The organism is Metabacillus schmidteae (assembly GCF_903166545.1).
GTDB classification, from domain to species: domain Bacteria; phylum Bacillota; class Bacilli; order Bacillales; family Bacillaceae; genus Metabacillus; species Metabacillus schmidteae.
This window is the reverse complement of sequence record NZ_CAESCH010000002.1, coordinates 341130-353339: the sequence shown is the minus strand read 5'-3', so window position 1 is coordinate 353339 and position 12210 is coordinate 341130. Positions and strand designations below refer to the sequence as shown.

Annotated in this window: 13 protein-coding genes; 1 reads left to right on the top strand and 12 read right to left on the bottom strand. The window is 40.3% G+C overall.

All coding sequences use genetic code 11. The features are described 5' to 3' along the window. Positions 1 to 240: 240 nt before the first annotated feature. Positions 241 to 1689, bottom strand: a complete 1449-nt coding sequence (locus HWV59_RS22525) for a tetratricopeptide repeat protein (protein WP_175640343.1) — start codon at positions 1687 to 1689, stop codon at positions 241 to 243. Positions 1690 to 1876: 187 nt separating this feature from the next. Between HWV59_RS22525 and HWV59_RS22520 the strand changes: the two genes are divergently transcribed. Continuing rightward, positions 1877 to 2896 (top strand): DUF3231 family protein, encoded by a 1020-nt coding sequence (locus HWV59_RS22520; RefSeq protein ID WP_175640342.1) that lies wholly within the window; start codon positions 1877 to 1879, stop codon positions 2894 to 2896. 220 nt (positions 2897 to 3116) lie between these two features. Here HWV59_RS22520 and hisIE read toward each other — a convergent pair whose 3' ends face one another. From hisIE to HWV59_RS22465, 11 genes are all read right to left on the bottom strand, one after another. After that, positions 3117 to 3743 carry a bifunctional phosphoribosyl-AMP cyclohydrolase/phosphoribosyl-ATP diphosphatase HisIE gene (gene hisIE, locus HWV59_RS22515; protein ID WP_175640341.1) on the bottom strand — a complete coding sequence of 209 codons (627 nt, stop codon included), beginning with the start codon at positions 3741 to 3743 and terminating at the stop codon, positions 3117 to 3119. Continuing rightward, positions 3740 to 4498, bottom strand: a complete 759-nt coding sequence (gene hisF, locus HWV59_RS22510) for an imidazole glycerol phosphate synthase subunit HisF (protein WP_102232432.1) — start codon at positions 4496 to 4498, stop codon at positions 3740 to 3742. Before hisF ends, hisIE begins: the two co-directional genes overlap by 4 nt. Beyond that, positions 4495 to 5232, bottom strand: coding sequence for a 1-(5-phosphoribosyl)-5-[(5-phosphoribosylamino)methylideneamino]imidazole-4-carboxamide isomerase (hisA, locus tag HWV59_RS22505; protein ID WP_175640340.1), 738 nt, complete (start codon positions 5230 to 5232; stop codon positions 4495 to 4497). The genes hisF and hisA overlap by 4 nt, the downstream gene beginning before the upstream one ends. Further along, on the bottom strand, positions 5229 to 5858 hold the full coding sequence (gene hisH / locus HWV59_RS22500; RefSeq protein ID WP_175640339.1) for an imidazole glycerol phosphate synthase subunit HisH: 630 nt from the start codon (positions 5856 to 5858) through the stop codon (positions 5229 to 5231). Before hisH ends, hisA begins: the two co-directional genes overlap by 4 nt. A gap of 2 nt (positions 5859 to 5860) precedes the next feature. Further along, positions 5861 to 6451, bottom strand: a complete 591-nt coding sequence (gene hisB / locus HWV59_RS22495; protein ID WP_102232429.1) for an imidazoleglycerol-phosphate dehydratase HisB — start codon at positions 6449 to 6451, stop codon at positions 5861 to 5863. A 12-nt stretch (positions 6452 to 6463) separates the two neighbouring features. Next, positions 6464 to 7732 (bottom strand): histidinol dehydrogenase, encoded by a 1269-nt coding sequence (gene hisD / locus HWV59_RS22490; RefSeq protein WP_175640338.1) that lies wholly within the window; start codon positions 7730 to 7732, stop codon positions 6464 to 6466. 3 nt (positions 7733 to 7735) lie between these two features. Continuing rightward, entirely contained in the window at positions 7736 to 8365 is a 630-nt protein-coding gene (gene hisG, locus HWV59_RS22485) for an ATP phosphoribosyltransferase (protein WP_102232427.1), read from the bottom strand. A 1-nt stretch (position 8366) separates the two neighbouring features. Beyond that, positions 8367 to 9527: an ATP phosphoribosyltransferase regulatory subunit gene (locus tag HWV59_RS22480; RefSeq protein WP_175640733.1), complete on the bottom strand. Its 1161-nt coding sequence runs from the start codon at positions 9525 to 9527 to the stop codon at positions 8367 to 8369. Positions 9528 to 10093: 566 nt separating this feature from the next. After that, a complete protein-coding gene (locus HWV59_RS22475; protein ID WP_175640337.1) occupies positions 10094 to 10615 on the bottom strand; it encodes an acyltransferase in 522 nt (173 codons plus the stop codon). A gap of 1 nt (position 10616) precedes the next feature. Continuing rightward, the gene (gene ppaX / locus HWV59_RS22470; RefSeq protein ID WP_175640336.1) at positions 10617 to 11258 is read right to left on the bottom strand and encodes a pyrophosphatase PpaX; all 642 of its coding nucleotides are present in this window, start codon (positions 11256 to 11258) and stop codon (positions 10617 to 10619) included. After that, positions 11248 to 12195 (bottom strand): nucleoside recognition domain-containing protein, encoded by a 948-nt coding sequence (locus HWV59_RS22465; protein WP_175640335.1) that lies wholly within the window; start codon positions 12193 to 12195, stop codon positions 11248 to 11250. The genes ppaX and HWV59_RS22465 overlap by 11 nt, the downstream gene beginning before the upstream one ends. Between the last annotated feature and the right edge of the window lie 15 nt (positions 12196 to 12210).

Sequence of the window (12210 nt, the reverse complement as noted above, 5' to 3'; positions counted from 1 at the left end):
TTATGTCGATTTTGGAAGGAATTTGTCTAATCGAAAATAAATTGTTGAAAACCGCAAATAAAATTCAGAAATAGCAAATATATTTCCTTAATCGGAAACAAAATTTTAAAATCGCAAATAACTCCGTTTTCCCGTTTTTATTCTTCAACCGGGACGATGAACCTGTCCCTCTGACCCACAGCAGGACCGGGACAACGAACCTGTCCCTCCGGACCAAAAAACCCGCCAAGTGGCGGGTTTTTAAGGTAGTAGGCTTTTGACAAGTTTTGCATATTTCCCAACGGTAGCGACGCTTGTTCCGTATTGGGATGCGATCGTTGCCTGACTTATTGGTTGATTTGTCTTGTTTCTCCATACATAGTCCAGTGCTGCAGCCCAGCCTTGATGATTTTGTAAGGTGATATTATCTTTATAAAGCTTCATTAGAATTCTGAAAGAAAATAAAAATAATTCATCTTGTTCTGAGTGAACAAATAATGAGTTTGCAATTTGATAGAATGAGATCATTTTATCGTCTGTACTATCATTATTTGATAAGGCAAATTTAACGAATTCCTTTTCAAGCTGTGATTGTGGTACCGTTGATAATTGATATTGCTGAATCTCATTTAAATTGTTTGTTTGAATGGCAAGAAAAATTGCGTATAGGCGCTCCTCAAGTGTCATGCTTCCTACACGGTGTTTAGCATCTCCTGTCACATTCCACGGTTCTGAGCCCTCTTTGTCTTTGTTCTCCTTTATTACCCGCTCCCACATTTGCTCAGCAAAGGCGACATTCCCTGTAAAATAAGCAGAATAGGATAACCAGTAATAAAAGACTTCATCTCCCTCAAAGCCTTGTTTATAGAGCGAGCGAAGCCATCTGTAGGCAATTGGGTAATGTCCTACTAAAGCGAATGTTGCTCCCAGCTTATAACGATGCTCGAATATAAGTGGATGAACATTTGATAATACTTTAGCAATTTCTTGGACCTTGTCGTCCTGACGTTCATAATAATAAAAAACTAAAAGATTACAATATGCATGAAGATTGCCAGGATTTCGTTCCAGAACAGTTTGCAAGTATTGCTTCGCCTTTTCCACTTCTCCCACATAAAAATAAGCTAAAGATAAGTTATTGTGAGCCGACCAAAATTCAGGATATTCTTCCACAATTTCTTCAAGCAGGTTAATAGCCTCTTCAAACTGGCTCGATTCTAAAAGAGACTTCGCTGCATCTTGCTTTAGAATTAAATCATCAGGATCTTTTAAAAATGGCTCTTCATCATCGTCCTCCATTGTTAAAAGATCAATCAAATCTTCATTTTCCTCAGTAAACTCACCGTACGGATCTATTTTTGAGTACTCTGTTGCACATTTATATGCTTCCTGAAATAATCCAAGATGTGCGTAATTGTTTGCCATAAAGTAGTGACATTCCGTCATATCTTTATCAAGTTCATCAAGTATATATGAAAGCAATTCATTTGATTGACTGTATTTTCCCATATCTGTATAGATTGTGGCGAGCTGGGAGAGTTTGACAGAATCCATCGGATCCAGGTCAACAGCCTTTTGTAGATATTTACTTGCTTTTTGATAGTTTTGCTCTCGGTATGCCTTAAGACCTTTATTATAATAATATTGTCCATCTTGGAGAAACGGGACAACCTGTGCGTTTTTTTGTTGTTTGCTCAATTGTTTTCCCACTGAAATCCTCCATTTCATTCATTTCACCGTACGTAAGTATACCACAAGATGTGCTTACAAAGTAGTAGGTAAAATTTAAAGACGTTACATACCTGATTTGGAAAAATACTTCCAAATGATAAAACAACAAATATTCACTTTAAAAAAGCGAAGAATAGGAGTAGTACAACGTCAGGAGGATTTATGAATGAATCAAGAAGAGTTATCACCTCATCATATAGAGCTTACAGCTTCTGAAATAGGTGCATTGTGGGCTTCGTATATGTCGGAAAGTGCGAGTAAGCCAGTTTTACTATACTTTAGCCAGATCGTTGAGGATTCGGAAATAAAAGGGCTTCTTGACATAGCCCTAGCAAAGTGTGAGGAGCATATCGGAACATTAACCGGGATTTTTCATAAGGAAAAGTATCCTCTTCCCATCGGTTTTTCAGAACGGGATGTAAAGGTGAATGCACCAAGATTATTTTCTGATCCCTATATCCTTTATTTTATTCGAAATTTAGGAAAGGCTGCCATCGCGGCTGATGCTATGGCCCTTACAATGTCTGCAAGGAAAGATCTGCGTGAGATCTATACTCATTATTTAACTGAAGCTGCCAAGGTTCAGGAAATGGCAAAGGAAATTGAGCTTTCCAAAGGATTGTATCTTCGCACACCTAACCTGGCAAAACCTGATAAAGCGACTATGGTAGAGCACCAGGGATTTCTTCGCGGTTGGTTTGGTGATAGGCGTACCTTAACAGCCACGGAAATTGCCCATATCTCCATGAACCATACGAATAATGCTTTAGGGAAAGCATTACTAATGGGTTTTTCACAAACAGCCAGAACAGAAGAATTACGAAATCATTTTGTGCGTGGAATTGACATTGCTTCCGCTATAATGGAAACTCTCAGACGTCTTTTAGAGGAATGTTCGTTACCATCCCCAAGGACATGGGATACAGAGGTCACTGATTCTACAGTTGCTCCATTCTCAGATAAATTAATGCTTTTTCATATTAACTCATTAAATAGTATTGGCTTAGGTAATATTGGGGGTTCGTTAGCATTAGCAATGCGACGTGATTTATCGGTTAAATATTTAAAAATGATGAAAGACATTGGATCATATGCAGAAGACTCCGCTAATATTATGATCAAAAACAATTGGTTTGAACGGCCTCCTCAAGCTGTGAATCGGGATTACTTATCAAAACAACATTAAAGAACAAAAGCGGAAGCGCCTTGACCAGCCCCGACAAGCATAAGACGATTTAGAATAGAAGGCGTTCTTTGCCTTCAATTCTAAATTGGCTTATGACTCGAGGGGCTAGGCGCTGGAGCTGGATGTCGAAGCGCTTATCCACAGTTCAAGGATTTTATTAATTTCTAAGCAATGAAAAGAGGACTGTCCTAAACCCATTGAATGGAGACAGCCCTCTTCATTATTTCCCAATATGTCGTTCTTCAAGTACCTCCAACACATCATCCAGCGGAAGCTTCTGTTCACGTAATAACACCATCAAGTGGAATAATAAATCAGCTACTTCCCATTTTAACTCACCGTGATCACGGTTTTTTGCTGCAATAATCACTTCGCCGGCTTCTTCACCGACCTTTTTCAAAATCTTGTCAACACCCTCAGTAAATAGGTATGTTGTATAAGAGCCTTCTGGAAGCGCACTTTCACGCTCTGCAATTAACGCTTCTAACGTATTTAAGATTTGGAAACGGTCTTGGGAAGCTTGTACCTCTTGCTTATCGATTGTCTCACTGAAGCAAGTGTAGGCTCCTGTATGACATGCTGGTCCTGCAGGTTGTACAAGGACTAAAATGGCGTCCTGATCACAGTCATATCTCATTTCCACAACCTTTTGAGTGTTACCGCTTGTAGCCCCTTTATGCCACAACTCTTGACGGGAACGGCTGTAAAACCATGTTTCCTTTGTTTCAATCGTTTTTTGCAGTGATTCTTCATTCATATAAGCTAACGTTAATACTTCCTTGCTAGCTGCATCTTGCACGATGGCAGGAATTAAACCATTTGAATCAAACTTAATAGATTCTATCATCGTACATTCACCCCCTGTTGATCTAAATATGCTTTGACTTCCTTCACGGATGTTTCTTTATAGTGAAAAATAGACGCGGCCAATGCGGCATCTGCTTTCCCCTCTTGAAAGGCATGTAAAAAGTGTTCTGCGTTTCCTGCACCACCAGAGGCAATGACCGGAACCGTTACAGCTTCACTCACAGCCTTATTGAGCGCAAGATTAAAGCCGCTTTTTTCGCCATCACTATCCATGCTTGTGAGTAGAATTTCACCTGCTCCACGCTTCACTGCTTCCTGGGCCCACTCGACAACTTCCCATTCTGTTGCATTTCTGCCGCCATGTGTAAAGACTCTCCAGCTGCCTAACTCTTCATCGTATTTAGCATCAATAGCGACAACAATACATTGTGAACCAAAAAAGCCGGCTCCTTCTGTAATTAAATCTGGATTTAATAATGCCGCTGTGTTAAGTGAAACTTTGTCAGCTCCGGCACGCAGGATGCGCTTCATATCCTCCAATGAGTTAATCCCACCGCCAACCGTAAACGGTATCGCAAGCTGTGCTGCAACCTGTTCAACAACATCAACCATTGTTTTACGTCCTTCATGTGAAGCAGAAATATCTAAGAAAACGAGCTCATCTGCTCCTTCTTGGTCATAAAACTTCGCAAGCTCTACAGGATCACCGGCATCTCGTAATCCTAAAAACTGAATACCTTTGACAACACGTCCTTCTTTTACATCAAGGCATGGGATAATACGCTTAGTAATCATGATGATGCGCCTACCTTTAATGCGTCAGGCAAACTGAATTGATTTGTATATAAAGCTTTTCCAACGATCGCACCAGCCACACCAGTTTGTTTGTATTCGGAAAGAGTTTCCAAGTCTTTAAGAGAGCTAACTCCTCCTGAAGCAATTACTTGTTTACCAGTTGCTTTTGCCATCTCCACAACTGCCTCCACATTTGGACCGGATAGCATACCGTCTGTTGCAATATCTGTGAAAATAAATACTTCAGCACCAGCGTTTGCCAGCTCTTTTCCAAGATCTGTTGCTTTTACATTTGATGTATTTAGCCAGCCTTCTGTTGAGACATAGCCGTCTTTTGCATCAATACCAATAGCAATCTTTTCACCGTATGCAGCGAGCATTTTTTTCACAAAATCAGGATTTGAGATTGCCGCACTTCCTAAAATAACACGGTCTACACCATTTGATAGATAATACTCAACATCTTCCTCTGTACGAATTCCGCCGCCAATTTGGATTTTCGCTGATAGTTTCGCAGCAGCGTTAATGACATGCTGATGATTCACAAGCTTTCCTTCTTTCGCACCGTCTAAATCAACCATGTGAATCCAGCTTGCTCCTTGATCATCAAATTGCTTTGCCATATCAAAAGGAGAATCACCATAAACTGTTTCCTTGTTATAATCTCCTTGAAGCAATCGAACACATTTTCCACCGCGCATATCGATTGCCGGATAAATGATAAAATGACTCATCGTTTTTCTCCTTCCACCATGTTGATATAGTTTTCTAAAATGGCCAGCCCCAGTTCACTGCTTTTTTCTGGATGAAACTGTGTTCCGTACACATTGCCGCGCCCTACAACTGCCGGTACCTCAACACTGTAGCTTGCTGTCGCTAACAATGTATCTTCATCAGCTGCATCCACATAATACGAGTGAACAAAATAAGCAAAACCACTGGATATTCCCGCTAATAGAGGACTTTCGTTACGAATCGTCAAGTTATTCCAACCCATATGTGGTACCTTGTATGATTCACCGTTTACAGACTCAGGAATACGAATGACCCTGCCAGGTAAGAGAGAAAGACCTTTTGCTTCACCATTTTCAATACTTTCATTGAATAACAGCTGCATACCAAGGCAAATTCCTAATAACGGCTTTCCTTCAGATACCACGTTTTGAATAAACTGAGTTAATCCTGTTTCATTCAAGATGGACATCGCATCGTTAAATGAACCCACTCCAGGTAAAATATAACCGTCAGCTTTGGCAAGTTCTTCTTGATCACTCGTTAAAATATAGTCCACATTCATCCGTTCCAACGCTTTGCTGACGCTATACAGATTCCCCATGCCATAATCAATAATCGCGATCATGCTTATAACATCCCTTTCGTTGAAGGAAGCTTCCCTTCCATACGTGGATCAACCATTGTCGCTTCATCAAGCGCTCTTGCTAATGCTTTGAAAATCGCTTCAATAATATGGTGTGTGTTGCGGCCATAGTGGACAATAACGTGTAAATTCATACGTGCTTCCAATGCGAACTTCCAAAGAAATTCATGGACATTCTCTGTATCAAATGTTCCGACTTTCGTGCTTGGGAGTTCTCCTCTGAACTCAAGATGTGGTCGGTTACTTAGATCAACAACAACTTGTGCCAATGCCTCATCCATCGGAACGAATGCACTTCCGTAGCGTTTAATTCCTTTTTTATCTCCTAATGCTTCACGGATGGCCTGTCCTAAGCAAATGCCAATATCCTCTGTTGTGTGGTGATCATCAATTTCAACATCACCATTTGCATCAACTGATAAATCAAATTGCCCGTGCTTTGTAAACAAGTCAAGCATGTGATCCATAAATGGTACATCTGTTTTTAAAGAAGATTGACCTTCTCCATCAATTGAAAAGGACAAAGATATTTGGGTTTCCTTTGTATCACGTTTAATTGAAGCTGTTCTTGTCATTTCGTTTTCCTCCTATTTAAGCCTTTCTTCCATCGCACGAGCATGTGCTTCCAAGCCTTCTAATCTCGCTAGTTTCGCAACCTTTGCATAATTGTTGTGGAATGCTTTCTCACTATATTGAATAATGCTTGATTTTTTTATAAAGTCATCAACATTCAGAGGACTTGAAAAACGAGCTGTCCCATTTGTTGGTAAAACATGGTTAGGACCTGCAAAATAATCACCAACAGGCTCTGAGCTATAACGGCCAAGGAAAATAGCTCCTGCATGGCGGATTTCATTCAGGCTTGCCATTGGATTTTCTGTCAGAACTTCAAGATGCTCAGGGGCAAGTTCATTTACAACCGCAATCGCTGTTTCAAGATCTTCAGCAACATAAATATGTCCATACGCTTCAATTGAAGCCTTCGCAATTTCTTTTCTCGGTAATGTATCGACTTGTCGTTCGACTTCAGCTTTTACCTCTTCTGCTTGCTTCATTGATGTTGTCACAAGAATGCTTGATGCCTGTTTGTCATGCTCAGCTTGTGATAACAGATCTGCTGCAATCTCATTTGCTCTTGCTGTTTCATCACTTAACACAACAATTTCACTTGGTCCTGCGATCATGTCGATATCAACGTTCCCAAACACTTCTCGTTTTGCTAAGGCTACAAAGATGTTTCCAGGACCCATGATTTTATCAACAGCAGCAATTGTTTCTGTACCATATGCTAGTGCTGCAATCGCTTGTGCTCCACCCACTTTATACAATTCCTGAATGCCAAGCTCCTTTGCTGCAACGAGTACACCTGCAGGAAGAGTTCCTTGTTGATTTGGCGGTGATACTAGCACAATTCGTTTTACACCTGCGACTTGAGCAGGAATGACATTCATTAATACAGATGAAGGATAGGCTGCGGTTCCACCTGGTACATACACGCCAACTGCGTCAAGTGCCGTGATTTTCTGTCCGAGCATCGTTCCTTCTTCATTGTAGCTAAACCAAGATTCTCTCTTTTGTTTTTCATGAAAAGAACGAATATTGGATCCAGCTTCGCGGATGATATCTATTAATTCTTGATCTAATGCTTCATAGGCTGCTGCAAATTCAGCTTCCGTTACCTTTAAGGAATCTAGTGAAACACGATCAAATTTTTCTGTGTAGGAAAATAACGCAGCATCGCCTTCTTCACGGACGTCTGCAATGATCGATTGAACAGTTTTACGTTGCTCTTCTGTTCCTGTATCGATCGTTCTTCTTAAACTAACCTTTTTATCTGTAATTGTCGTAATTTTCATCGATTAGCCCCCAATTACTTTTGATAGACGCTCAACTAATTCATCAATTGGTTCATCCTTCATTCGGTAGCTTACCGGATTTACGATGAGACGGGATGTAATATGACAAATATGTTCAAGCTCGACTAACCCGTTTTCCTTTAATGTTCTACCTGTTGATACTATATCAACAATACGCTCTGCTAATCCTATTAAAGGAGCAAGCTCAATGGACCCGTTTAATTTAATAATTTCCACCTGTTCCCCTTGCTCGCGGAAGTAGCTTGATGCTACCTTAGGATATTTTGTTGCCACTTTTGGTGCGACATTAGAAATCTTCGTATCCGGAAGACCTGCTACAGCAAGATAGCACTCACTGATTTTCAGATCAAGCACCTCATACACGTCACGATCTTCTTCAAGCATGACGTCTTTCCCTGCAATTCCAACATCTGCAACTCCATGCTCAACATATGTCACAACATCCATCGGCTTCGCTAAAATGAAGCGAATATTTTCGTTTGGAACGTCTAAAATTAATTTTCTTGATTCATCGAATTCAGGAGGAAGCTGATAGCCTGCTTTTCGAAGCATATCTGCCGCTTCTTCAAAAATTCTCCCTTTTGGCATCGCGATTGTTAACTGTTGACTCATTTTACAGCTCCTCCTTTCTTGAACCGATAAAATAACTGACTTCTTCGAATTTCTTTGTATACGCATCAACATCTTTAATACCAGTAATATCCTGCATGACAACTCGTTTATTTGACTGTCTTAGCTCTGTCGCAAAAGAGATTGCCTCTGCACGTCGTTCCTGGCTGTATATCACACATTGAAGTGTTGCATCTTCTGTAACGTTTAGAGCTTCAATTAAACGATCTAAGTGCAGACCAAATCCTGTTGCAGGTGCAGCACGGTTGAATTTTTCAAATAAGTGGTCATAGCGGCCGCCATTTCCAATTGGGAAGCCGACATTGTCAGCATACACTTCAAATAAAACACCTGTGTAATAGCTCATATGGCTGACAATATTTAAATCCAGCTTTAAATAATCTGTTACTTGATAAGCCTCAAGTGCACTCCAAATTTGTGAAATCTCTTCAAGAGAGCTCAATGCTTCCTGTGAGGTAACAAGTTCTTTTGCTTCATTTACTTTGTCAATACCTCCACGAAGCGTTAATAATGTAAACAACCTCTCTTTATCAATGGATGATAAAGGTAAGCTTTTAACATGCTCACGATAGCCAACATAGTTTTTCTCATAAAGAAACCTTCTTAATACATCTGCTCGTTCCTGGTTTCCTAATACTTCTTTAAATAACGCATTTGCATAGCCGATATGTCCGATCGCAATTTTGAAATTAGCTAAGCCTGCTTTCTTTAATACTGAAACCATTAGCGCGATTACTTCTGCATCCGCACTTGAGGTGCCATCACCAATCAGCTCTACACCAACTTGTTCAAATTCTGCCGGACGTCCTCCTTCATGCTGTTGAGCGCGAAATACATTGGCTGAATAAGCAAGTCGTTGCGGATATAGATTGTTAAATAGTTTTGAAGCTGCGACACGTGCAATTGGTGCTGTCATATCTGGACGAAGCACGAGTGTATGGCCTTGTTGATCTAGTAGTTTAAAAAGCTGCTGATCTAAAATGGCTGATTGAACACCAACAGTTTCGTAATATTCCAATGTTGGTGTTTCAATAAATTCAAATCCCCAGCTTTCAATTTCACTTGTCATTTCATTGCGAGTTTTCTTTTTTACTTCATATAGATTTGGTAATGTATCAACCATTCCAAGCGGTTTTTCAAACATAAACATTTGTGTCAGTACCCCCGTTATTGAATACTAAGTTAATTTTCAGAATCCTTTACTTCGCTAATATGCTAATATACTACCAAAGTAAAGATGGAATTTCAAGGATTTACTATTTATTAGGTGAAATTTGTTTAGTTTACATATTATTCTGATATTTTAGTGTTTAAACAAACGTTTGATTAAGTCAGTTTTATACCTGGATACTATGTAAGTAGTGTTGTGTTGGTTGATTGCTGCTCCAGGTTGCTCGCTTTCCGCGGGGCGAGCGCTGAGCCTCCCTCGGAGCAAGCTCCTGTGGGGTCTCACCTGTCTCGCACCTCCCGTGTCTTGCTCCAGCGCCTAGCCCCTCGAGGTCATAAGCCAATTTAGAATTGAAGGCAAAGAGCGCCTTCTATTCTAAATCGTCTTATGCTTGTCGGGGCTGTTCAAGGCTCTTCTGCATTTCGAACAGGAGTCTCACACCTTCCGCTTCAATCAACCTAAATAGTTTCTGCTAAAGATGTCCTAACTAAAGAATAAGAAGTATGAAATTTTATAAGATAAACAGCTAAAAGAAAAAGCCGCTAGTTAGTACTAGCAGCTTCTTCTTTTTTTGCCAGCTCTTCTTTTGTATAAATGATTTTCATTGGATTTCCACCGACGAAGGCACCTGCCGGGACATCTTTATGCACAAGCGTTCCTGCTGAAACGATGGCATTGTCGCCGATGTTGACACCCGGCAGGATGGTTGTGTTTGCTCCTAATAACACTTCGTCACCAATGTGAACATCACCAAGCCGGTATTCTTTAATCAAATATTCATGAGCAAGAATGGTTGTGTTATAGCCGATAACGCTGTTTCTTCCGACTGATATTTTTTCCGGAAACATCACATCCAGCATTACCATAAGGGCAAACGATGTTTGATCACCGATTTTCATGTGTAAGAAGGTACGGTAGAGCCAATTTTTCATGCCTAAAAATGGTGTATAACGTGCAAGCTGAATAACAACAAAGTTTCGAACAACCTTCCAAAACGGGACGGTCTTATACACATGCCAAAGCGAGTTGGCTCCTGACACAGGGTATCTTGTTGTTCGTCTCACCTTACTTCACTCCAACAATCGGAAGTAAATCACTCATTCTTTCTAATAGATAATTCGGGTTGTAGCTGCTAATATACTCTCTACCTTTTATACTCCAGGAAACACCCGCTGTTTGTGTACCAGCATTTTTTCCTGCTTCCACGTCATGGTGGTTATCCCCGACCATAATTGCTTCCTCAGGCTTCGAGTCAAGCTGTGCTAATGCTTTTAAAACAGGTTCTGGATGTGGCTTTGCGTTTTCTACATCATCAAGAGTAACAACAACATCAAAGAATTGATCAAGCTTTGTAAGCTTTAAGCCCATGTTCACGGTATCGCGAATTTTTGTTGTTACAATGCCCAGCTTGAAACCATGTTCCTTTAACGTCTTGATTGTTTCAAACACTGTTTCGTATTCTGTTACAAGCACATCATGCTGTTCGTGGTTAAACTTACGATACACCTTTACCATTTCTTCTGTTTTCTCCGGGTTGATACTTGTGAACGTATCATAAAGAGTAGGACCGATAAACGGCAAGACATCTTCTCTTTTATATTGATCCGGATAATACGAATGTAGTGTGTGGAGAAAGGATTCTATGATTAATTCATTTGTATTGATCAATGTTCCGTCCAGGTCGAATAATAGTGTATTAATTTTCATACGTCGCTTCCTTTCTTCTTGGTGCTGCTTCTAGCTTTCTCCAGATGGCGGCTATCGTCATTGTCAGGATAATAGCTACCGACAAACGAATGACAAGCAAGGGCCAAACAGGAATTCCTAATGGAATAAAAATTAACGTATCCTCTACAACGGCATGACAGGAGACTAAAAAGATGAAGGCAAGTGTTAAATCCTTATAGCTAACACCATCTTCTTTGACTGCTTGAATCATAACACCCGCTCCATATGCCAGCCCGATTGTTAATCCGGCTAATAATGTCATCGATGTATTTTCCTTCATTCCCAGCATCCTCGTTACCGGAGCCATCCAACGGGTAAATATGTTTAAAATGCCATAATCCTTTAAATATTGGATAATGACCATTAATGGAATGACAATTAAGGCTAATTGAACAACTCCAAGTGTTGCTTTTTGTAAGACAAGACCGATGATTTCCAGCCAACCGTTTGGAATATCACTTGTTTGGCTTACAAATCCATACTGTGCGGTCTCGCCTCCACCATGCCAGGTAAGGTTTACGACAATTGCCGAAATAAAGGCAAGACCAATTCTTACAATTAAAATGATCCATAACTTTAATCCAACCTTTACTGCAAGCGAGGACTCAACGAGTAAATTATGTGAAAACGAGAGCATAACGGCTAAAATAAATACTTCTTTCACCGTTAACTCCAGAGATAAAATCGCTCCAATTCCTGCGTAGAGGTTTAGAAAGTTTCCAATAACAAGGGGGATTGCCGCTTCACCTGACAACCCGAATATCCCCATCAATGGTGAAATTAGCTTTACAACCCAACCCAATATTGGTGTATATTGCAGCAAGCTTACAATTAATGTAATAGGGAAAATGATCTTTCCTAATGTCCATGTTGTCTGCAATCCTGCCTTTAATCCTGTTTTCAAACTGTTAACCACTTCAACCCTCTCCCT